Here is a 23,934-nt window from a genome sequence, read left to right on the forward strand (position 1 = left end):
TGGCGTATCAAAGCGTCAGGAAACTATGGGCAAAAAGTTTCCTCTCCGGCTTAGGGCAGCGGCGTTTCATCATGTCCCCTCCTCTTCGTAAACCTTTTTCAAAAAAAATGTAAAAAAGGGGTAGACAGAGAGGACTCCTGATGGTATAATCTATAAACGTGATGAGGACAAACCTCTGAGCGAGCAAACAAGAATGAAAAAAGTTCTTGACAAGATGAATGAAATTGTGTATAATATATTTCGTCACTTGCGTGCTGGCGTAGCTCAGTTGGTAGAGCAGCTGATTTGTAATCAGCAGGTCGTAGGTTCAAGTCCTATTGCCAGCTCCATATGGGCGGATTCCCGAGTGGTTAAAGGGAGCAGACTGTAAATCTGCCGGCTTTGCCTTCATAGGTTCGAATCCTATTCCGCCCACCAAATATCGCGGGGTGGAGCAGTTGGTAGCTCGTCGGGCTCATAACCCGAAGGTCGCAGGTTCAAGTCCTGCCCCCGCCACCATGTTAATTACTTCCTATATATAGATGTGCTGATATAGCTCAGTTGGTAGAGCGTATCCTTGGTAAGGATAAGGTCACCAGTTCAATCCTGGTTATCAGCTCCATGGCGGCTTAGCTCAGTTGGCTAGAGCAAGCGGTTCATACCCGCTGTGTCCGGAGTTCAAATCTCTGAGCCGCCACCAAACACCGTAGAAAAGAGTTCTCGTTGGAGAGCTCTTTTTACTGTTATCTGTCCTTTCGGGCAGATAGCAGAAAGCATTTTATTTCCGAAAATGCATATGGAATTGCGCTGATTTCTTGTTTCCCGTTGACTTTCAATGTATAATAAGAAAAGCGCAAATCTATTTTTGCAAATTCTTTTTTGTATAAGGAGAGAAAGAAATGGCAAAAGCTCATTATGAAAGAACAAAACCGCATGTTAACATCGGCACCATCGGCCACGTCGATCATGGTAAAACAACCCTGACCGCCGCTATCACCAAGGTACTGGCTGAAGAAGGCAAAGCTAACTTCCTGGATTATGCTTCCATTGATAAAGCACCGGAAGAAAGAGCTCGTGGTATCACAATCAACACCTCCACCGTTGAATATGAAACCGAAAAACGTCACTATGCACACGTTGACTGCCCAGGGCACGCTGACTATGTAAAGAACATGATTACCGGTGCAGCTCAGATGGATGGCGCTATCCTCGTAGTATCTGCAGCTGATGGTCCTATGCCTCAGACCCGTGAACACATCCTCCTGGCTAAACAGGTAGGCGTTCCGGCTATCGTAGTATTCCTGAACAAAGCAGACCAGGTTGATGATCCCGAACTGATTGACCTCGTTGAAATGGAAATCAGAGACCTGCTGACCGAATATGGCTATCCGGGAGATGAAGTGCCGATTATCGTTGGCTCCGCTCTTGGTGCCCTCAATGGCAACAAAGAAGATGAACAGAAGATCCGCGACCTCATGAAGGCTGTTGACGAATACATCCCGACTCCTCAGCGCGATACCGATAAACCGTTCCTGATGCCTGTCGAAGACGTATTCACCATTACCGGCCGTGGCACCGTTGCTACCGGTAGAGTAGAACGCGGCACCGTTAAAGTAGGCGACGCAGCTGAAATCGTCGGCCTCCAGGAAAAACCGACCGAAACCGTTGTAACCGGCGTAGAAATGTTCAGAAAGACTCTGGACCAGGCTATGGCAGGCGACAACATCGGCACCCTGCTCCGCGGCATTGACCGTAAGGACATCGTTCGCGGCCAGGTACTTGCTAAACCGGGCACCGTTCATCCCCACACCGAATTCACCGCTCAGGTGTATGTACTGACCAAAGATGAAGGCGGCCGTCATACCCCGTTCTTCAACGGCTATCGTCCGCAGTTCTTCTTCAGAACCACCGACGTAACCGGCGACATCACCCTGCCGGAAGGCACCGAAATGTGCATGCCTGGCGATAATGTCGAAATGACAGTTAAGCTCATCACCCCGATCGCTATGGAAGAAGGCCAGCGTTTCGCTATCCGCGAAGGCGGCCGTACCGTTGGCGCAGGCGTTGTAGCTAAGATTGCAAAATAATCCGCCCATCAAAAAAGAGCTCCTGAAAAGGAGCTCTTTTTTAGTGCCATCATAAGCAGCAAGACTGCATTTATTTCGCCAGTTCTTCCAACCGCTGCGCCAGCTTTTCCCCATGGGCCCTGCAGTCCCTAATCACCCTTTCCTTCACGGATTCCGGACTGACACCGGGAATGAAAGCACAGCCATTGGTATAAATTGGTTCCTCATACTCCATACCGCAGAGCGCAGCAATCTGCTGGAAATTATAAAGGAAATCCTCCATGGGATGGCCATTGGGGCCGCCGGTCCTGTACGCACTGGCAGGAGAACCGGTAGTAAAGGAAATCTGGAACTTCTTTCCCTTCAGCGCCGTGCCGCCCGTGCCATAGGCAAAACCGTGGGCAAAGACCTCCTCCACCCAGTGCTTCATAAGAGAAGGATAAGAGTACCAGAAAATGGGGAACTGGAAAACAATGATATCCGCGTCCTTCAAAAGAGCCTGATCCTTCTCCACCTGGGGTGCAAACCCTTCTTCATCCAGACGGAGCAGAGTGAAATCAGCCCCCTTCTCCTTTAGCGCTTCCAGAATGGTCTTATTGGCCAGAGACTGATTCAGACGGGGATGACCGGAAACAACAAGAATCTTAGACATACACAGGACCTCCTTTTATCAACATGATTCAAAGCTGTCTATATTGTAGCATAGAAAAGGAGAAAGAGGGAAATATGGACAAGCCATGGACAAGCCCCTTTGGGGCTTGAGGGTTCAGGCGCCTTCGGCGCGGTCGGGATCGGGACCGGGGCGGTGCTTTCCAGTATTCCCGAAGGTTGACACGCCCTTACGGGCGTGAGGGTTGAGCCAGCCGCCGGGCCTTTTGGCCCTGGGCTGCCAGGGTTCTGTCCGGGACCGGCTGACGCCTCCCGGACGGGTTGAGGGCTCCGCCCTCGGGAGTTATATAGTACCGCTCCGCTGGCGAGGTACGGCGCCTTCGGCGCCATTTTTTATACCGCCTTTGGCGGCGAAAACCATACAACCGCCCTGCGGGCGTCGGAAAACAGGCCAACCTCGCTCCGCTCGAGTAATGGCTTCCCCCTTGCCTGCTTCGCGGGACTTCCCCCGCAAGCGGTGGCAGAACAAAGCTCCGTGAGGCTATTTTTCATAAGTGACTCTAAGTTTAGCACGGTTTGTAGTGCCCCCGCTTGCGGGGGAAAGGTGGTGGCGCAGCCACCAAAGGGGGGGGAGCGCAGCGAGCCAATCAGCAGAATTGTTTTCATGCTATATGACACTGAAAGTAAATCCCGTAACGCCTCTTGCGTCCCCTTTAGGGGAAGAGGGCCACGAAGTGGCGAAGGGGTGGACGAGGGTAAGAATGATTATGATACTCTTATTCTATGTCTTATTGCCCTTCGCTTAGGGGGCCGCCGATTGGCGGTCAGAACCGCGATGGAGCATCATATCGGTGCTCTGCCCCGTACACCCTTTTGCCACTACGTGGCATTTCCCCTCAAGGGGAAACGAGAGATATGGAGAGAAAAACAAGGTGTCATATACTTCATGTACCATTCCGGTGTGTCCCCCTTTGGTGGCTGGCGCCACCACCTTGCTCGGTGGGAAGCATGTCATATGACACAGAAAGTAAATCCCGTAACGCTGACTTTATACTCATCGCCCGTAAGGGCGATACCACAACCCTCGGCCTGAAAGGCCGTCAAACTTAAGAACCCTCCGGCCCATAGGGCCGGTCAATCCTAAGAACCTTCCCTTTTGACCCCGGGCCACAGAGTGGCCCCATCTTACGAACCTTTTCTCCTCTGTTCTCTGAAATCGGAGATGGAGAAGACCAGGAGGGCTGTCCATATGGTGGCAAATCCTGCAAGCTGCACGGTGCTGAAGGGTTCGTGGTAGAGGAAAATGCCCAGAAGGAGGGAGAGGCTGGGGGAGAGGTACTGGCAGAAGCCCAGTACGTTTAAGGGGAGGTGGTTGGCGCCGGTGGAGAAAAGAACCAGGGGAGCAGCGGTGACGATGCCGGCACCTATGAGGAGCCCGTCTGTCATGGCGCTGCCCGCAAGGAAGTGGCCTTCGCCGGCGGTATAGAGCCATAGGGCGTATCCCAGGGCCCAGGGCAGCACCAGAAGTGTTTCCAGGGTGATGCTGATGAAAGGGTTGATATGGAGTTTCTTCTTGGCGGCGCCGTAGAGGGCGAAGGTGAGGGCGAGACCCACTGAAATCAGGGGGAGACGGCCCAGTTCTATGGACATGCCGGTTATGCCGAGGAAAGCGATGACGATGGAGGCCCATTTCAGCTTTGACAGTTTTTCGTGGAAGAGGAAGACCCCAAGGAGTACGCTCACCAGGGGATTGATATAGTAGCCGAAGCTGGAGTCCACGATGTGGTCATGGGTGACGGCCCAGATGAAAATGCACCAGTTGGCGGTGATTAAGAGGGAGGCTGATACCATGAGGGCTCCTTTGAGGGGATGGCTGCAAAGGTCCTTTACTGTGTTCCGAAAAAGGGATCCCATGCCCAGCGCCGCCAGGAGGAGGGCCATGAAGACGAAAGACCAGATAATGCGGTGCGCCAGGATTTCGTAGGCGCCGGTGCCTTCCAGCAGTTTCCAGTACAGCGGAAGCACGCCCCAGAGGATGTAGCAGGCAAGGGCTGCCAGGAGCCCCTTTTTGTATTCGGTCATGTGAACCATCTCCCTTTTTGAATCGTAGTGATACCATTATATCCCTGAAATGGGTCCATGGCCAGTATGTTATAATACAGGAAATCAGGCAGTATAAGGAGTGAGCTTTATGAAATATAAAATGACAGTTCTTCTGGCCTGTGCCCTTCTTCTTTCCAACGGATGGGCCCGGGCCGCCGATAAAAATGGCGATGTCCTGCCCCGGCGGTTTTCCGATGCCATGACCTGGAATCTGCAGAATCGGGTAGAGGATATTACCATTACCAAGGTGGCCGTTCCATCCGATTCGGCATCCCGTCCCAAGGCAGCAGAAAAAGGAAAGGCCCCTTCCTTGCCGGACCAGGTCTCTCAGGGCAGCGCCGCCAGAAATGTGACGGAAAAGGGCGTGCTGGAAAATCAGGTCTTCGGATCCACCGGCAATGATGAAAATGCCCTCCGCATTACCGGCGCTTCGGTGACATTGAAAAATGTGGAAATCATGAAAGAGGAAGGCACTTCCTCCAGCACTGAAAACGGTGATTTCTACGGTATGAATGCAGCCCTTCTGGCCACCGGCGGCGCCCGGGTGACAGTGGAGGATTCGGCTGTCCACAGCGCCGCTCTCAATGGCAACGGCCTTTTCAGCTACGGCAAGGGCACTGGGATTTTCGCAAAGAATGTGACCATTACCACCGAAGGCAGCCACTCCGGCGGCCTGCAGACCACCGGTGGCGCTCTCACTGAGGCAGAAAACGTCACCGTTTCCACCGCCGGCAATTCTTCCGCCGCCATCCGCTCCGACCGGGGCGGCACGGTGCTGGTGAAAGGAGGCACCTTCCGCACCGAAGGATATGGCTCGCCGGCCGTTTACTCCACTGCCCGTATTTCGATAGAGGGGGCCGACCTTTCCGCTTCCCGCTCCGAAGGGGCTGTGATTGAAGGGAAAAACAGCATCGCCCTCAAAAACTGCCGCATGGAAGGGAATATGGCGGATACCCGGGTAATGGGAGGGGAAACCATTAAGGAAGAAAATGTGCACACCGTCATGATTTACCAGTCTATGAGCGGTGATGCGGAAGAAGGAACCTCCGCCTTCTCTATGGAAGGGGGCAGCCTCCTGTCCCATAAAGGAGATGTTTTCTACGTCACCAATACGGACTGCACCATCCAGCTGGATAATGTAAAAATCCAAAACGAAGATCCCGAGGGCGCTCTCCTTCGAATCTCCGGAAACAGCGGCTCCCGGGGATGGGGAAAGGCAGGCGCCAATGGGGGCAGAGCCCGTTTCATCGTCCAAAACCAGCAGATGGAAGGAAATATCCTGGTGGATTCCATTTCCCGCCTTTCCATGACCCTTGGCAAAAACTCCCGCTGGGACGGCGCCCTGCTTCAGGAGACAAATGACCAGGGACATGACAAAGACGCAGGCGCAGACCTGACCATCGAAAAAGGAGCCACCTGGAACATGACCGCCGATTCCACGGTCCATACCCTTCGCAACGAAGGAAAAATCGTGACCAATGGCCATACTCTGACAGTGCTGAAGAAATAGGCGGGGATGTCAGACAATCAGACGGTCAGAAGGTCAGACGCCTTACCGTCATTTCGAGAGGAGTCGAGAAATCTCCGGCCGGACAGTTTCCTGTCGTGATGATTTACTATAGTGTCATGCCGGATAGGAAACTTTTCGCAAATAGTTTCCTGCCCTGATGTTTTGCTATAGAGTCATGCCGGACAGGAAACCATTCGCGAATAGTTTCCCGCCCTGATGGTTTGCTATAGCGTCAAGTCGGATAGGAAACTTTTTGCAAACAGTTTCCTGCCGCTGTGAAGTACCATCGTCTCATGTCGGACAGGAATCCCATCATCTTTCAAGGCACCGGTAAATGTCGCTTCCCGGGCGACCATTGGTGCCTTTTTTTCTGCTATCATACGTACAGAGATACCAATATTTCAGAAAGGACTGAGAACTATGAAGCAGGAAATGACAGAACTGGTATGCATTATTGACAGGAGCGGCTCCATGTCGGGATTTGAATCGGACACCATCGGCAGTTTCAACGGCATGATAGAAAAGCAGAAGAAGCTGCCTGGCACCTGTTATCTGACCGTCGTTCTTTTTAACCAGACCATGGATATGGTCTACGACCGGGAGGATATCAGCCACGTGCCGCCGATGACAGAAAAGGACTATGTGGCAGGCGGATGCACCGCCATGCTGGATGCCGTGGGGCTCAGTATCCGGAGAATGGAAAAGCTCCTTTCCCACAAACCGAAGGACGCCCGCCCGGACCATGTGGTTTTCTTCATTACCACCGACGGCTGTGAAAACGCAAGCACCCGCTTCAGCTGGAATGATATCCACAGGCTCATTAGCAAAGGAAAGGAAATGGGCTGGACCTTCATCTTCTCCGGCGCCGACATTGACGTGAAAGAAACGGCAGACCGCATGGGCATCGACGAAGACCGTGCCTACGCCTTCCAGCGCACCCCGGCGGGCATTGCCAAAAACATGGTCATTGTGGATGAGTGCTTGGAAGCCATACGGAAAGGAATGAAATAAGCTGTTGGAAAGGGTTTTCTGCTGCTATGACAGACAATGTTTTCCCGCCCCCTGTCATTTCGAGCGGGGCTGTATGTCGTGATGAGGGGAAAGGCAAATGAGCTCTATTGAAACTCTGAGTCGAGAAATCTCCTGCCGGATAGTTTCCTGCCGCGTTGAAACGCCACTGCTTCATGCCGTATAGGAAATTTCATAACAAAAAGACTGTGAAAAAATGGGAATCATCTTTTCACAGTCTTTTTGTTATAACGCACTTCCCAGCTGGGGCTGGTGGAAGTGGAAAAGAGCCTCGTTGATTTCATAAATATCCGGTTTTCCCCGCTGCAGGTAGAAAAGGACGATGAGGTCTCCTGTGAGGCTTCTTGACAGGGTGTAGCCCGCCTTTTTCAGAAGATTTTCCGTTTCCTCCACCGAAAAGTCCATGGAAACAGCCAGGGCAAGGATGGTATTCTTCCGGGGCTTGTAGTTTTCATTCGACCTGATTTTAGAGAAAAGCCTTCTGTCCAGATTGGCGCCCTTGTAGACCTCAGGATCCGTGAGCCCCTTTTCATCAATCATGCGGAGAAGGGCATGGGAAAAAGACTCTTCGGTGCGAAGAAATTCATCGGGAATGGGACCGGACGCAGGGAGGGGCAGGTCATGGACCGGTGCTTTGCGGGGCCCTTTTTTCCGGCGGCGAGTCCTCTGTGCCGGTGCTTCATCTGCAAGGACGTCAAAGCATAGGGAGTCCCGTTCAACGGCCGGCGCTTTGGAAGGGATAGAAATTCCGAATGCCGGCTCCATATCCTCATGGGATTGCAGGAAATAGGACAGCCTGCTGTAGACCATGGCCTTTCGAGCCCTTTCCTTCAGGATAATCAGGTATACCGTCATGTCGTGGGTTTCCAAAAAGCGGAGGATGGCATCCAATGCCACCTGCTCCGCTTCCTCCACGGGATAGCCGTAAATGCCGGAGGAAATCAGAGGGAAAGCGACGGATGAAAGGTGCATTTTTTCCGCCAGCAGGAGACTGTTTCGATAACAGGATGCCAGAAGATCCCGCTCCTCTTTCCTCCCGTGGTAAATGGGGCCAGCCGTGTGGATGACATACCGGGCAGGCAGGGCAAATCCCGGCGTTGCCACTGCATCGCCGATGCTGATGGGGCCCAGGCCTTGAAGGGCCCTTTCCATCTCCTCAGCGCCGGCCGCCTTGAAAATGGCGCCGCACACCCCGCCGCCCATTCGGAGCTCCCGATTTCCTGCATTCACGATGGCGTCGGTTTTCAGGGTGGTAATATCGTCCCGCGAAATGAAAAAAGGCATACATATCCCTCCTTCTGCAAAAACAGGGGTGAAAAAAGCCCGGCACGCCGGGCTTTCTCATGATATAGATTTTACTTCGTTCCGAAAATGCGGTCCCCTGCATCTCCCAGACCGGGGAGAATGTACTTGTGGTCATTCAGCTGGCGGTCCAGGGAAGCGGTGAAAATCGGCACATCCGGATGGGCTTCATTCACCACTTCCACCCCTTCCGGAGCGGCTACGAGACACATGAACTTGATATTCTTCACGCCCCGGGACTTCATCATATCGATGGCAGCCACGGCACTTCCGCCGGTAGCCAGCATGGGGTCTACCAGAATGAAATCACGGTTCTCCACATCCGGCAGCTTGCAGTAATATTCCACAGGCTTTGCGGTTTTCGGATCCCGGTACAGACCAATGACACCGACACGGGCGGAAGGCATAAGGTCCAGAAGACCGTCCACCATGCCGAAACCGGCGCGGAGAATGGGGACAATGCCCACCTTCTTGCCGGCCACCCTTTTGCCATGAGCCTTTTCCAGGGGCGTTTCGATTTCAACATCTTCCAGCGGCAGATCTCTGGTGAGTTCATAGCCCATGAGAAGGGTGATTTCCTTCAAAAGACGGCGGAACTCGCCGGAACTGGTGCTCTTGGAACGCATAATGGTGAGCTTGTGCTGAATCAGCGGATGATCGATAATATGAATCTGCATAATGGCCTCCCTCAATAATATATACATCAACGAATTTTACCGTTCCTATTTTAACACAAATAAGAAAAGGCCGCCATGGACAAGCCCCTTTGGGGCTTGAGGGTTCAGGCGCTTTCGGCACGGTCGGGATCGGGACTGGGATCTGGGCGGTGCTTGCCGGTATTCCCGAAGGGGCCTGCGCCTGCGGCGCAGAGGGGCATATGGCATCCATCGGGCCTCCGGCCCTCGGTGCCAAAGGTTGTATAGAAGGGTTGCATCGCTTCGCTCAGGGGAAAGGCCTCGGTAGGCGCCTTTTAAAAAGAAGGGGCACCATTATGATAAAACCTTTACAACCGCCCTTACGGGCGAAAGAAAACAGGCAAACCGCCCTTCCGGCGATGGAAATGCACCCCTATCCCCGCCTGCGGCAGTACTTCCCCCGAAGGGGGAAGTCTGCTCTCCGCTTTCTTTAGTGCTAACTTAAGTAGCTCATTGTATAGCGCCGCTAGAACTTCCCCCTCCGGGGGAAGTGGTGGCGCCAGCCACCGATAGGGGTGCATTTCCACGAGCGAAGCGAGGTTTTGCGGTTTTCCATTCTGCGAAGCAGAATCATAAAACTTCATCGCCCAAAGGGCGATACCATCACCCTCGGCCCAAAGGGCCGTCGCCCCCTTCTACACAACCTGCCGCCGACAGGCGGCCATAACCCTCGGGCCAAAGGCCCGTCAACCTTCACACCGCAGGTGTGTCCAATGAACCCTCACACCGAAAGCGCGTCCCCGCAAAAATCACATGACAACCACTGGTATTTGATGTACAATAAAAACATTGGATTATGATAGCATAGGTTTATAGGACCTTTATTTAGAAAAGAGGACATATATGAAACATAGTAAAATCGCTGCTCTTCTCTGCGTTCTGGCTATGGCCGGCGCTGGAGCTCCCTCTGTATGGGCAGAAGAACCATCTGCACCGGTGGTGAATGCACTGAAGGATGCCGATACGGCTGCCCAGACGGGGGACACAGCTGCCAAAGCGCCGGAGGTGAATTACACCGACGCACTGCTGAAAGGTCTGTCTCTCACCCTTCCGGACGTAGAAAAATCGGTGGAATCGGGCACTTTCAAGAACCTTTCCCCGGAAGCGCCGAAGCCGGTAGTAGAACCTGCTCCTGAGCCGGAGCCTCTTCCGGAACCGGAACCTGAGCCGGAGCCGGAACCGGAGCCTGAACCCGAACCGGCGCCGGCATCCAAGTACACCGCCGACCAGGGGGATACAGCCAACGAAATCGACAGCGACGGCACCTATGACGGCATGACCTACACCTCCACCAAGGCTGACGAAAACGCCCTCCGCGTATCCATGGCCTACATCAGCGCCAAAGGAGACACCATTACCAAATCCGGCGACGTGGACGACGTCACCAATTCCGACCTCTACGGCAAAAACGCCGCCCTTCTGGTGACCCACGGCGGCCACGGCGCCTTCTCCGATACAAAGATTTCCACCACCGGAAACGGAGCCACCGCAGCCTATGGCTACAGCAAGGGCACCTACATCAACCTCACCGATTCTACCGTAGACACTACAGGAAACTTCGCACCTGCTGCAGAAGCGGCTGAAAAAGCCATGATGAAACTGGCTGGTACTACAGCCTCCACCACAGGCTACGGCTCCCCGGCCATCAAAGTTTCCAAAAACGGCGGCATCATCCTGGCTGAAAACAGCCATTTCACCACCACCGGACAGGAATCCCACGGCGTATACAGCAGCGGCGATGTCACTTTGACCGGCAGCACCGTGAACGCCCAGGCCACCAAGGCAGCTGTGGTGAAGAACAACAATACCCTTTCTCTGGAAAATTCCACCCTGGAAGGCAATGAAACCAACTCCGTGCCCTACAACATCGTTCTCTATTCCGACGAATCAGCCATCGGCACCATGGGCACCCAGCAGTTCAACGCCAAAGACTCCACCCTTATTTCCCATAAAGGCGGCATGTTCTACATCACCAGCACCCACGGCAGAGTAACCCTGGAAAATACCACCATCCAGCAGGATGGAACCCTTCCCGTATTCACTGTCACCGGCAACGACGGCTCCTTCGGTTGGGGAGAAGCCGGCAGCAACGGCGGCCACGTGCAGATCGTACTGGTGAAACAGAACCTCACCGGCAATATTCTGGTAGACTCCATTTCTGACGTAAACATGAACATCACCGATGGCTCCGTATGGACCGGCGCCATCCACATCGTTCCCAACGCCCAGAACGGCGATGCCTACCACACCAATGCGGACATCTTCATTGCAGCAGGCTCCACATGGGACCTCACTGAAGACAGCGAAGTTACCACGGTTTCCAACCTGGGCACCATCAACTATAACGGACACACCATCAAACTGGCCGACGGCACAGTGATGAAGGAATAAGGAAATAGAAATCAGGCGGCGCGAAAGCGCCGCTTTTTGCGTTTTATGGACATATGGACAAGCCCCTTTGGGGCTTGAGGGTTGACGGCCCGCTGGGCCGAAGGTTCTTAAGGGGCTAAAGTTTGACGCGCCTCTGGCGTGCACAGCGAACATGATTTGAAGGAGCAAAGCGACACACAAATCATAGTGAGTCGTTTCCCCTTTAGGGGCGAGGGTTGTGGTGGGCGCCTCTAAATTATAGAAGACGCCCTCTTATGATAAAACCTTTACAACCGCCCTGCGGGCGAGGGAAATGCACCCCTTTTGGTGGCTGGCGCCACCACCTTCCCCCCGGCGGGGGGACTTTATTCTTCGCTATGCGTTGAGTGAAGGGATTGCTTTGCGGAACTTTATTGTCCACTGTGCACATCCTGCATAGGATGTGCAAGTCGGGCGAAGTAAGGCGCCTAGCCTGCCCATAAAGGCGCTTTCCTTTTGTCGCCCGACCGATACCGCGGGGGGAAGGTGGTGCCGTAAGGCACCAAAGGGGGGAAAGCCACCGAAGGTGGCTCATCATCGTAATGCTTATCATGCCATCTGACCCAGAAAGCCAATCCCGTAACGCTGATTTTATAAGCATTGCCGCAGAGCGGCAATCCACAACCCTCGGCCCGAAGGGCCGTCAAACTTAAGAACCCTCCGGCCGCAGGCCGGTCAATCCTAAGAACCTTCCCCTCTGAACCCTTTCTTCTTTTCTTTCCCCCGTGTTATAATGAATCCATGGAAAATAATAATTTGAACTCAGGAAAAAAGGTGTCCTTTCTGACTCTTGGCTGCAAGGTCAACCAGTACGACAGTGACGCCATGCGTACCCTCTTTATCAGGAACGGGTACACTCAGGCAGGGGAAGACGAAGATGCCGATGTGTATGTGGTCAACACCTGCTCTGTCACCAGCATCGGTGACAGAAAATCGCGGCAGATGGTGCGCCGTATCCGCCGGGCCCATCCCTCCGCCATTATCGCCGTAGCCGGCTGCTATGCCCAGCTGGCGCCGGAGGTATTTGAAAAGATGGGAGACGTGGACGTGATTGTAGGCGTCCAGAACCGCTCCCACATTGTGGACTATGTGGAAGAAGCCATGGGCCGCACCGACAGGAAGCCGCTCAATGAGACCGTGGACATTATGAAAGTGGATCACTTTGAAAACATGTCCGTCGACGTGTCCGGCGAAGTCAGGACCCGGGCCTTTGTGAAGGTCCAGGAAGGCTGCGACAATTACTGCACCTTCTGCATTATCCCCTACGCCCGGGGAAAGCTGAAATCCCGCCTCCAGAAAGATGCGGTGGATGAAATCAGGAAACTGGCTGCCCAGGGCTATCGGGAAGTGGTGCTGACAGGCATCCACCTTGGAAACTACGGCAAAGACCTCCACGACGGCACCTCCCTGGCCACCCTGGTGGCAGAGCTGGTGAAGATTCCGAACCTTCTCCGCATCCGTCTGGGATCGGTGGAATCCGTGGAACTTTCAGAAGATCTCATTTCCATCATGCAGAACGAACCGAAAGTATGCCGCCATCTCCACCTGCCCATCCAGTCCGGCTCCGACGCCGTGCTGAAAGGCATGAACCGCCACTACCGGCTGCCCCAGTTCAAGAAACTCATTTCCGAACTGCGGGCCAAAGTACCGGGCATTGCCCTGACCACAGACCTGATCGTCGGTTTCCCGGGGGAAACGGAAGAGAATTTCCAGGAAACCCTGGAAACACTGAAAGAAATCCGATTCTCCGGCATCCACGTATTTCCATACTCCCGCCGCACCGGCACGCCGGCGGCATCCTATCCCAACCAGGTGACCAATGAGGTGAAAAAAGAAAGAGTGCACCGGGTACAGGAACTGGAAAAAGAAATCGCCCTGGACTACAGAAAACAGTTCATGGGACGCGTAGTCCACGTACTGGCGGAAGAAATAAAGGATGGATTCTTTGAAGGCCTTTCGGATGAATACATCCGCGTGTCCATCAGGGATTCACATATAGAAAGAGGAAAAATGTATCCTGTCAGGATCGATACCATTACAGAAGACGGCCTGTCAGGCGTGTTAGCAGAGGAGGAATAAGAATGGCTGATTGTATTTTCTGCAAAATCGCTGCCGGTGAAATCCCCAGCACCAAAGTCTATGAAGATGAAAACTGGTATGCATTCAAGGATATCGAACCATGTGCGCCGGTGCATATCCTGGTGATTCCGAAGAAACACGTGGACAATATCCTCGCCTTCGATGAAGAATACAACAAGAACTTTGCTGACTTCTTCCTGGTGGTAAAGAAAATCGCCCTGGAAGCAGGCCTCAAAGAAAGCGGCTTCCGCCTGGTCATCAACACAGGAGAAAAAGCAGGACAGTCAGTCTTCCACTTCCACGCCCACATTATCGGCGGCAAAGAAATGGGCTGGCCCCCATTCCCGGAAAAATGAATGATGTGGACAAGCCCCTTTAGGGCTTGAAGGTTCTAAAGTTTGACGGGGCTATCGCCCCGAGGGTTCTTAAGTTTGACAGCGGCTTTGCCGCTGAGGGTTGTGGTGGGCGCCTTATGGACAAGCCCCTTTGGGGCTTGAGGGTTGACGGCCCGCTGGGCCGAAGGTTCTTAAGGGGCTTAAGTTTGACGCGCCTTTGGCGCGAGGGTTGTTGTAGGGCGCCTCTAAATTATAGAAGGCGCCCTTTTATAAAAAACCTTTACAACCGCCCTGCGGGCGAGGAAATGCATTTCCCCCCTTTGGTGCCTTACGGCACCACCTTCCCCGCACTCCGTGGTGGGACTATGGATGCTTAGCTATGAGGTCATATCTCTACAGGAAAGCATAGAGCGGCCTATTCTGCCCCCTGCATAGGGGGAAGTCCGGCGAAGCCGGATAGGGGGGGCGAGCGTAGCGAGCCAATCACCAGAATGCTTTTCATGCTATATGACTCATAAAGCCAATTCCGTAACGCTGACTTTATGTTCATCGTCCGTAAGGGCGATACCACAGCCCTCGGCCCGAAGGGCCGTCAAACTTACGAACCCTCCGGCCCATGGGGTCGGTCCATCTTAAGAACCTTTCCCTTCACAACCCTCGGGGCGAAGTCCCGTCAACCGTCCCCTTTAACCCCTTTGCCCCTTTTGAATCCTGATGCCACAGGTTTTTCCAGTATAGAATTAAAAAAAATTTTTCCTCTTCTTTTCAAAAATGAGGACCTGCCGTTACTTATATAGTAGAGGGACATAAAAGGCCCGCGGTTTTGCAGGAAATCACTCCATATGTTTCCAAGTGCGCATAAGAAATGATTCTATGGAGTGATGGAAAGCAGAAAAGGTACCGTCTTTTCCCTCACCTTTTCCGGAAAAAGGTAGAAAATCAGTGTAAACTGAAAAAATAGCAGAGAAATCCAGGACTTCATCATCTATCTCGGCAGAAATGACGGGAGACTCATGTATGGCGCGCGCCGTCGTACCTCGTACAGCAGCGGCCGTAGACCATGCAGACACCGAACTCATTGGGCATAGGGGATGGGAAGGCACCGGGTTTCTTTGTGGTGAAAAAGCAGCTTCATGGGGAGCTGCTTTTTTCTTCACTATAAAAAGGACAGCACGAAAACACGGACATAGGCAGCCCATGTGAATGAAGCAGCCCCCAGAAAAGAGACTTTGGCACTTCGCCATTTACCACTGGAGACAGGAAAGTAAATCCCATAACGTCCTTGCGTTCGGTGGCAAGGAAACTTGATTCGCGGGCCGCTCTTCAGAGTTTTATTGTCCACTGTGCACATCCTGCATAGGATGTGCAAGTCGGGCAAAGTAAGGCGCCTAGCCTGCCCATAAAGGCGCTTTCCTTTTGTCGCCCGACCGATACCGCGGGGGAAAGGTGGTGCTGTAAGGCACCAAAGGGGGGAAGCCACCGGATGTGGCTAATTATCGTAATGCGTATCAAACTATATGACTCATAAAGCCAATCCCGTAACGCTGACTTTATAAGCATTGCCCGAAGGGCGATACCACCACCCTCAGCGGCGCAGGCGCTGTCGCCCCTTGAGCGAAGCGTACACAACCCTTCTACACAACCCGCGGCGTCAGCCGCGCCCCTTTTTTATAAAACTTGCGGAGTCAGCCGCCACCACCACCCTCTGAACCTTTTGAACCTTCTGAATCCTATGAACCTTCACGCCCGCAGGGCGTGTCCAAGCCCCGTCAACCCTCACACCGTAGGCGTGTCTAAGGGTATATCAACAAATCCCTGGCTGATACGTCTGCCCAGGCTCCCCGACTATATGACCAGAGAGGCGAAAAGGCCTGGCGAAAGTCTTTCCAATTCCCGCGGTGCACAATCCATGGAAGTGGGGAGGAAAGACTGTGAACCTTCATGAATTTCTCCTCTCCGGCGCGCCGAAAACTCCATAAAAACTCCTGAGGCATGACCTGCTAGACATCCTGGTGGCAATATAGCGCATCTTTTCTTCCTTGACGACACAGACATTCCGCTTAGGCGGCTATCCCTGGCCGATTCATCGAAGCAGATGCCTTGACGCCCTACCGTGCATAAGTATGGGACCAATCAGGAGTTTTTACAATGAAAAAAGCAGCTCCATAAGGGGCTGCTTTTTTGCGTGCTCAAAGACAGCACAAAAACACGGATGGTATCCATGCCAGTCAGTATTGCGGGCCTCTCAGAATCAGGCGGCAACGCTAAAACGTAGGAAAATCCTGCGTCAACCTTGCTCTTGTCGTCCGGGAATGCGGGCTCATGCTGCAAAGGATGGTATCCGTGTTTTTGTTTTGTTGTCATACTTCTTTGAGAATCTGTAGAATCCGTTCCCACGTCCCTGGGCCCCGGGACATGGGGGAGAGAAATCGGAAGCCTGTATACAGGGATTCATGGCGTCCTGTCTGTCAAAGCTGCATTCCGGCCGGAATATTCGCGATATACATGACAGATGGGAATAGAATCCGTCCATGGAGTTTCCTGATTTCCTTCTCCATACATTTATATTGCATAAGCACCCCTTTTTTACAACCTCCCTTGAAAATTTTGCTTTGAAATTAAGATAGCGACATCATGATTCTGTCATTTCCAGTAACAGAATGACGATGGGACGGATAGGGAAGCACATAACGTCAGGCTCCTTCCTTAGGAAGGAGCTGCCCGATAGGGCTGAGGAACACCGAATTTTTAGCAAAGAACTGACGTCCCTATCCTCCGTCGCCTAACGGCGCCACCCCCTTCCTGTGGAAGGGGGCTTTTACTCTCCGTCATGCAGCACCGGTGACACATAAGAAAATCTCGTAACGTTAGGCTCCTTCCTCAGGAAGGAGCTGGGCGGAGCCCTGAGGATAGGTTCGAGAAATTTTCAAAAATTTTTTTCTTCCAGGGGGTCTAAAAATTGAACCTTCTGCGATATTAATATCAGAGGGATGAAAAGACCTCATGAGATGGTGAATCCGATTTCCAAATGGCCACCCTCCACATCCGCGGTAAGGAGAAGGGCAGGGGAATGAAGAAACATCAGGGAATTCCATCTTTTCAATCCTCCCTTCTTCTAAAATCGGCCGATGATAGACAGAAGACAATGCAGTACCAAAAAAACAGAAGACAGAAAAGCAATAAGGAAGAGCGCTCGCAGGACTTTCCTCTCTCTGACGACTAGATCCGAGCAGCACCCATGTATGTGGGAGGGCCAAGGCGCGGACGCCTGATTCATTGGTTGAACTTACCTGGAGACTCCCCTGATAGGCTTTTCTGTTTTTTGCGTGGAATGAAGAAATTTCATATTGCAGGAAAAGGCACAGGATTTTTCTGCGCCTTTTTTGTTATGCCGATTTTTCTATTTAGATTTTTTAAGGACTATTATTGCAAATGTCAAAATTTGACATATTCGTTTGCTATAATGGTATTAACAGATTTGGGAGAGTTATTGAAAAGGACTGAAACCCTATCTGGTGATAATTCAGGTAATCCATGATGAGATACTTGCTAAAATGTATGGTAAACAGCATGATTACTTCATTTCATGCTACAATAGAATTATTAAAGTTTGTAAGCTGTGATTTTATGGATAGTTTCCTCGTGCTTATGTAGCAGAAAGGCTATGCTATGCAATCTCCCAAAATCCTTGATAATAAAAACAATGGCAGAGTAATCGACGAAATTCGAAAATGGTTGGGGAAAGATACGAAGCTTTCCATTGTTTCCTCTTATTTCACTATTTATTCTTTTTATGCGCTAAAAAAAGAACTTTCTTCCATCCGTGAAGCTCGCATGATTTTGACTGATTCTTCTTTTGCAGTGTCTGAGAAAGATATGACGGAAGCAAAGGCTTTGAGACGGAACCTTATTGGAGGGGATACGGATGAAAAAGAAATGCTGGATAGTCTCACCCAGTCGTACATAGCCAGAGAATGTGCCAAATGGGTGGAGAGAAAACTTTCTGTTCGTGGATTCCGGGAAGATAACCCGGCAGCCCTGCATATACTGCTGGCGGAGAATGGGGAAGATTCCTCTGTTGTTCAGGGAACTGTCGATATGACATCCGGAGGCTTAGGAACCGTTTCTTCTGCCAGAACGGATGCTAACGTGGCTATGTATGGGGAAGTATACACGAGACAGTTTCTTTCCATGTTTGATCAGATTTGGGAAGATAAAAGCCGTGTGGCAGATATCAAGAAGCATATTCTTGACACACTGCAGATGTTGTACGAAGACCAGCCGCCCCAGTTTATTTATGCCATCACCCTTTATCAGATATTTAAGGATTATCTGGATGAAATTATGGATGACCGGTTTACGCGTACCGGTTTCTACCATTCAGTCATCTGGAATAAACTTTACAGCTTTCAGAAGGATGGAGCCAAGGGAATTATCAGCAAGCTGGAAAAGTACAACGGCTGCATTTTGGCGGACAGCGTAGGACTGGGTAAGACCTTTACCGCTCTGGCGGTGATTAAATATTATGAACTTAGAAATAATCGGGTCCTTGTCTTGGCACCCAAGCGCCTCCGCGATAACTGGACCATTTATACGCAGAACGATGTTCGCAACGTTCTGGTGCAGGACCGCTTCAACTATGATGTGCTGAACCATACGGACCTTTCCAGAACCAGCGGCATGTCCGGCGATATAGACTTGGCAGGCATGAACTGGGGGAACTATGATCTGGTGGTCATTGATGAATCCCATAATTTCAGAAATAACGTTCCCACCAAAGGCCATATCACCAGGTATCAGCGGCTCATGAACGATATTATCAAAGCAGGAGTAAAAACGAAGGTCCTTATGCTTTCCGCTACCCCTGTCAATAACAGGATGAACGATATCAAAAACCAGATTGCCTTTATTACAGAAGGAAATGATAGGGCCCTTCAGGACAGGGGCATTAACAGTATTGAAAATGTACTTCGTCTGGCCCAGACGGTTTTTAACCAATGGAACAAGACACAGGATACAGACAAATCAACAGACTCTTTTGTAAGTCTCATGTCTGCCCGTGATCCGTCCTACTTCCGCCTGCTGGACATACTGACCATTGCCCGCTCCAGAAAACATATCAGTAAATACTATGACTCTACAGAAATAGGGACATTCCCTAAGCGGCTGGCACCCATAAATCTGTACCCCGGAATAGACAGGAAGAAGCAATTCCCTGATATAAAAAATATCAATACAGAAATCAGAGGACTTACTCTGGCAGTTTATTCGCCCATGGCGTATCTTAAACTGTCAAAACTGACGGAATATGCCAGCAGATATGACACGAAGGTGAACAAAGGAAAGTCCAGGTTTACCCAGCTGGACCGGGAGCAGCAGCTTATCGGTCTCATCCGAGTGGGAATGCTGAAACGGATGGAATCTTCCATTCACTCCTTTGCAGATACGGTGCGGCGTATCATAGATAAAATTGACCAGGCCCTTGACATGATGCAGAAGCAGAAGGGGGCCTTTGACCCATCCATTCATATAGGCGATTTTGATGAGGATGACTCTGCCCTTGAAACATTGGCCTGGGGCAGCTCTGTGAAAGTACTTTTCCAGGACATTGATGCGCTGCGCTGGATACCGGATCTGCAGGAAGATAGGAAGAAACTGGCCCGCATCCTGTCATTGGCAGAACAGGTAACGCCAGAGAGAGATGAAAAGCTGGAAGCACTTACAAATATTATCAGGGAGAAAACAATCCATCCCATCAATCGGGGTAATAAAAAAATCATTATATTTACCGCCTTTGCTGATACCGCTAATTATCTTTATGACAACCTGCTGCCCCTTTCTCAAAGTCTGGGGCTTCATCAGGCGGTGATTGTCGGTTCCGGCAAAAACCGCACAAGTATTAAGCTGCTGGGAAAATCAGTCGGCAGAACAGATATGAGTACGCTTTTGACCCTTTTCTCCCCTATTTCCAAAGAGGCATCTTCCACTATGCCTGATGTGAGTGACAGAATCGACCTACTCATCGCCACTGACTGTATATCTGAAGGCCAGAACCTTCAGGACTGCGACTACCTGATTAATTATGATATCCATTGGAATCCTGTGCGCATTATCCAGCGGTTTGGCCGTATCGATCGTATCGGCTCTCGAAATAAAGCTATCCAGCTTGTGAACTTCTGGCCCATGGAAAATCTGGAAGAATATATCAGTCTGGAAAAAAGAGTGCGAGGGCGCATGGTTCTTCTAGATGTATCTGCTACGGGAGAAGAAAATGTAATTGAAGAAAACAGCGGTGAAGAAATGCATGACCTGGAATACCGCAGAACCCAGCTGGAACAGCTGAAACATCAGGTGCTGGATTTGGAAGATATTTCCGGAAGCATTTCCATTACCGACTTGACCTTTAATGATTTCCGGATGGACCTGGCAGGATTCATGAAAGAAGATGGAAAGGCTTTGGAAACAGCGCCCCGTGGTCTTCATGCTGTCATAGGCGTTACGTCGGATACTGGAATTGCACCGGGAGCCATCTTCCTGCTGAAAGATGAAAGAGACAAGTCCAAAGAAAAGGGGATGAATCCCTTTACACCCCATATCCTCCTTTATGTAACCGATGACGGGAAAGTGCAGTGGGATGTTCCTAACTCGAAAAAAGCACTGGATTTGATGAAAAGACTGTGTCATAGTGCTGTTAAGCCGGATGAAGAAGCTTTGAAAAAGTGGAACCTTGAAACAAAAGAGGGGCGGGTCATGGACCACTATGCTTCCCTTCTCAAGCAGGCCTACGCCCAGGCATCAGGCTTTAAAGAAGAGGAAGGCATGGCCAGCCTTTTCTCCCGTGGTGGTCTTCGGATTTCCGGCGGGAGTAGAGAATCTGCAGGATTTGCGCTGGAAGCATTCCTTATCCTGGAGGCGGTGTGATGGAATTTCTGGACAATATGAAAATACCGGGGACATGCATCGTGGATAAACCGGTATACAAAACACTGTTTTTCAGAAATGTGCAGATGAGTACGGCGGACAAGCGAAGTTTCGACAGCCTCATTTCATCCATCCGACTTTATGCGGTATTCCAGCCGGATACCATCAATATACCGGTTTACAAGGATGAAATCCGGGACTATTCTTCCGTTGTGGTTCTACTGGCAGCAGTGAAAGAGGAACAGATTCCTTCCAGATTGGCGGAAATCATCATGCATGCCATTCCCTATCCCATGATGCTTTTCTTCCTTTATGGGGAAAAATGGCAGCTGTGGATGACGGGTGAACATGTGAATCCATCCAATCCTTCCCAGATGGTATTGGAAAACATAGTCCATTCCGAATGGGCTGACGTAGAAAAAGCTCCTTTTGTTATCTCAGAGGCCCGGTTTACGAACCTCTATGATTTCTATACTGATCTTTTGGATACCTTTTCAAAGTATCTGGCGGCAAAAAAAGGAATGGCCCACGTGACCGATGGGATAAAGGCAAGGGAGAGCCTGGCCTCTATGGAAGAACTGGAAAAAGAAATCGATAAAAAAAGAGCACAGCTGAAAAGAGAAGACCGCTTTGCCCGGCGGGTATCGCTGAATGTGGAAATACAAAAACTGAAAGCCTGTTTACAGCAGTTGAAAGAAGGAGAATAACCATGACAGAACTGAAAGGAACGTCTCTGGATATTTTGAAAGAAAATCTGGAAAAGATGAAACAGGATTTTCCGGAAGCCTTTGAAGAAGGAAAAATTAATTTCGATATACTCCGACAAATTCTGGGGGGATACGTAGATGATGCAAGAGAAAAATACCAGTTTACCTGGAACGGAAAAGGAAAGGCCCTTCACATTTCCCAGACACCTTCTATGGGTACACTCCGTCCCTGCCATGAGAAAAGCAAGAACTGGGATTCCACAGAAAACCTGTATATCGAGGGGGATAATCTGGAAGTACTAAAAATCCTCCAGAGAAGCTACCATCGAGCCATAAAAATGATTTACATCGTTATTTGGAGTCAGCTGACGCAGCGTCAGTCAGGTAGTCCTTTTGAGGCCTGGATGGCCCACACAAAAATAGCCTGATGATGTCAATGCCGGTCTTTAGGGACCCGTTTACATCATCAGGCTATTTTTGTACCCTAAATCAGGCCTTAAAAGACCTTCTGTACCGGTCAGTGCCGTCAATCCTCCCAATGCATCGAATGTCCTATAAGCGAGACTCCAGATAAAATTCAACCCGCCTTACAACACTGGTCATGACTTCGTTTATAAGGACGATTTTAAGGATAATATTGAAAACTACAAACAGGTCACCGGACAGGTGGATGCAGAGGGCAGGGCCCTTTCGGCCAATACAGAATCCGGCGGCCGGTACCATACCAACTGGCTGAATATGATGTATCCACGGCTTCGCCTGGCTAGAAATCTGCTTGCTGACGATGGTGTCATCTTTATTTCTATTGATGATAATGAGTATGCAAATCTTAGAAGAATATGCGATATGATTTTTGGTGAAAACTGTTTCGTCGCAACACTTCATGTTGAATTATCAGCTACGCAAGGTATGAAAGTAAAGGCTGCTCAGAATGGCAATATCGTAAAAAATGCAGAATATATTCTCGTTTATACGAGAGATGGTCATAAGAATATTGGCGTAAATTTGCTTTATGATTATCGGCCAGAATATGATTCACATTATTCATATTTTTTGAGTAAAGACAAAAAATCTTTTCAATTATTAAGAAGTGTTTATCATGAATTATATCCTAATGTTAAACTCAAAGATATTGTATCAATGTATAGAGAAGTACCGAATTTTAAGAATTTTGTAGATGAACACAGAGATAGAATTTTTCGTATAGATAAGACAACTGGATTTTCTATGGAAAAGTTTGAAAGAGGGGTAATATACAACGACTACTTTGCCAAAGGCAAAAAGTACACTTTGTACAATGACGGTCATGGTATTCAGCAATTTTTATTTTTAGGTGCTTCATTTGGCAAATGTGATGACTTTGCGGGTGGATTTGGACTTAGAAAAATAAGAGGAGATTGGTGGAAAGAATTTTATAAAGATATGGGGAATGTCTCTAAAGAGGGAAATGTAGTTTTTGAAAATGGAAAAAAGCCAGTACGACTTATTAAGCAACTTATTAAACTTTGCACCAATTCAGATGATATTATAATGGATTTTTTCTCTGGCTCGGCTACTACAGCTCAAGCTGTTATGGATTTAAATAAGGATGATGGCGAAAAGCGTAAGTTTTTATTAGTACAATTACCGGAATTGTGTAATTCCACATCGTCTGCTTTTAAAGCTGGATTCAATAATATTTGTGAATTAGGGGAAAGCCGTATATGTAATGCAGGAGTCCGCATTGAAAAGGAAGCAGAAGAAAAAAATCAGGAAGTACCGGATACGGGCTTCAAGGTTTTCCGGCTGGACAGTTCCAATATCAAGCGCTGGAACCCGGATAAAAAGGACCTGGCACAGTCTCTTTGGGACTATGTGGACAATTTTGTAGAAGGACGGACGGAAGAGGATGTGGTCTATGAAATCATGTTGAAAACGGGCATTGACCTTTCCTGCCCGGTGGAGAAGCTGGAGAGGGATGGACATACCGTTTACAGCATCGGCATGGGCGCCCTTTTCATCTGTCTGGATGACCATGTGAATGAAGATGTGGCGAAAGTGCTGACTGCACTTCACCAGGAGCTGTCACCGGAAACATGGAAAGTAGTTTTCCGGGATAATGCTTTTGACAGGGATGCGGACAAAACCAATGTAAGGGAAATGCTCAAATGTGAGGGGCTGGATCCCGTGGATTTCCTGACCATTTAAGGA

At 50.3% G+C, this 23,934-nt stretch carries 14 protein-coding genes and 5 tRNA genes; 15 read left to right on the forward strand and 4 right to left on the reverse strand.

Translation table 11 applies throughout. From position 1 onward, the window contains the following. Positions 1–253: 253 nt before the first annotated feature. From HMPREF9453_RS07750 to tuf, 6 genes are all read left to right on the forward strand, one after another. Positions 254–329 (forward strand) — tRNA-Thr (locus HMPREF9453_RS07750). Positions 330–332: 3 nt separating this feature from the next. Further along, positions 333–417 (forward strand) — tRNA-Tyr (locus HMPREF9453_RS07755). A 5-nt stretch (positions 418–422) separates the two neighbouring features. Then, positions 423–498: transfer RNA gene (locus HMPREF9453_RS07760), tRNA-Met, on the forward strand. 27 nt (positions 499–525) lie between these two features. After that, positions 526–601, forward strand: a tRNA-Thr gene (locus HMPREF9453_RS07765). Between the two features lies 1 nt (position 602). After that, positions 603–679 (forward strand) — tRNA-Met (locus HMPREF9453_RS07770). Between the two features lie 199 nt (positions 680–878). Further along, on the forward strand, positions 879–2,066 hold the full coding sequence (gene tuf / locus HMPREF9453_RS07775) for an elongation factor Tu (RefSeq protein ID WP_008859998.1): 1,188 nt from the start codon (positions 879–881) through the stop codon (positions 2,064–2,066). Between the two features lie 70 nt (positions 2,067–2,136). On the opposite strand, the gene HMPREF9453_RS07780 is transcribed toward tuf, so the two are convergent. Both HMPREF9453_RS07780 and rarD read right to left on the reverse strand, forming a co-directional pair. Continuing rightward, entirely contained in the window at positions 2,137–2,697 is a 561-nt protein-coding gene (locus HMPREF9453_RS07780; protein WP_008859999.1) for an NAD(P)H-dependent oxidoreductase, read from the reverse strand. Between the two features lie 1,142 nt (positions 2,698–3,839). After that, positions 3,840–4,736, reverse strand: a complete 897-nt coding sequence (gene rarD, locus HMPREF9453_RS07790; protein ID WP_008860000.1) for an EamA family transporter RarD — start codon at positions 4,734–4,736, stop codon at positions 3,840–3,842. A gap of 109 nt (positions 4,737–4,845) precedes the next feature. Between rarD and HMPREF9453_RS07795 the strand changes: the two genes are divergently transcribed. Together HMPREF9453_RS07795 and HMPREF9453_RS07800 are read left to right on the forward strand one after the other, a co-directional pair. Beyond that, positions 4,846–6,267 carry a hypothetical protein gene (locus tag HMPREF9453_RS07795; protein WP_008860001.1) on the forward strand — a complete coding sequence of 474 codons (1,422 nt, stop codon included), beginning with the start codon at positions 4,846–4,848 and terminating at the stop codon, positions 6,265–6,267. Between the two features lie 420 nt (positions 6,268–6,687). After that, positions 6,688–7,278: a vWA domain-containing protein gene (locus tag HMPREF9453_RS07800; RefSeq protein WP_008860002.1), complete on the forward strand. Its 591-nt coding sequence runs from the start codon at positions 6,688–6,690 to the stop codon at positions 7,276–7,278. A 243-nt stretch (positions 7,279–7,521) separates the two neighbouring features. Here HMPREF9453_RS07800 and HMPREF9453_RS07805 read toward each other — a convergent pair whose 3' ends face one another. Both HMPREF9453_RS07805 and upp read right to left on the reverse strand, forming a co-directional pair. Beyond that, positions 7,522–8,580: a macro domain-containing protein gene (locus HMPREF9453_RS07805; protein WP_008860003.1), complete on the reverse strand. Its 1,059-nt coding sequence runs from the start codon at positions 8,578–8,580 to the stop codon at positions 7,522–7,524. A 71-nt stretch (positions 8,581–8,651) separates the two neighbouring features. After that, a complete protein-coding gene (gene upp / locus HMPREF9453_RS07810) occupies positions 8,652–9,275 on the reverse strand; it encodes a uracil phosphoribosyltransferase (RefSeq protein ID WP_008860004.1) in 624 nt (207 codons plus the stop codon). An 861-nt stretch (positions 9,276–10,136) separates the two neighbouring features. Here upp and HMPREF9453_RS07820 point away from each other — a divergent pair. The 7 genes from HMPREF9453_RS07820 to HMPREF9453_RS07855 all read left to right on the forward strand — a co-directional run bounded on the left by HMPREF9453_RS07820 (position 10,137) and on the right by HMPREF9453_RS07855 (position 23,931). Then, positions 10,137–11,684 carry an autotransporter outer membrane beta-barrel domain-containing protein gene (locus HMPREF9453_RS07820; protein WP_008860005.1) on the forward strand — a complete coding sequence of 516 codons (1,548 nt, stop codon included), beginning with the start codon at positions 10,137–10,139 and terminating at the stop codon, positions 11,682–11,684. Positions 11,685–12,458: 774 nt separating this feature from the next. After that, positions 12,459–13,781: a tRNA (N(6)-L-threonylcarbamoyladenosine(37)-C(2))-methylthiotransferase MtaB gene (gene mtaB, locus HMPREF9453_RS07825; protein ID WP_232217339.1), complete on the forward strand. Its 1,323-nt coding sequence runs from the start codon at positions 12,459–12,461 to the stop codon at positions 13,779–13,781. A gap of 2 nt (positions 13,782–13,783) precedes the next feature. Then, positions 13,784–14,137: a histidine triad nucleotide-binding protein gene (locus tag HMPREF9453_RS07830; protein ID WP_008860007.1), complete on the forward strand. Its 354-nt coding sequence runs from the start codon at positions 13,784–13,786 to the stop codon at positions 14,135–14,137. 3,648 nt (positions 14,138–17,785) lie between these two features. Further along, positions 17,786–21,037, forward strand: a complete 3,252-nt coding sequence (locus HMPREF9453_RS07840; protein WP_008860008.1) for a helicase-related protein — start codon at positions 17,786–17,788, stop codon at positions 21,035–21,037. Further along, positions 21,037–21,744, forward strand: coding sequence for a DUF4391 domain-containing protein (locus HMPREF9453_RS07845; protein ID WP_008860009.1), 708 nt, complete (start codon positions 21,037–21,039; stop codon positions 21,742–21,744). Before HMPREF9453_RS07840 ends, HMPREF9453_RS07845 begins: the two co-directional genes overlap by 1 nt. Positions 21,745–21,746: 2 nt before the next feature. Further along, positions 21,747–22,172, forward strand: coding sequence for a hypothetical protein (locus tag HMPREF9453_RS07850; RefSeq protein ID WP_008860010.1), 426 nt, complete (start codon positions 21,747–21,749; stop codon positions 22,170–22,172). 142 nt (positions 22,173–22,314) lie between these two features. Further along, the gene (locus HMPREF9453_RS07855; protein ID WP_071986748.1) at positions 22,315–23,931 is read left to right on the forward strand and encodes a site-specific DNA-methyltransferase; all 1,617 of its coding nucleotides are present in this window, start codon (positions 22,315–22,317) and stop codon (positions 23,929–23,931) included. Positions 23,932–23,934: the final 3 nt, after the last annotated feature.

This window comes from Dialister succinatiphilus YIT 11850 (genome assembly GCF_000242435.1).
In the GTDB taxonomy this organism is placed as follows: domain Bacteria; phylum Bacillota; class Negativicutes; order Veillonellales; family Dialisteraceae; genus Dialister; species Dialister succinatiphilus.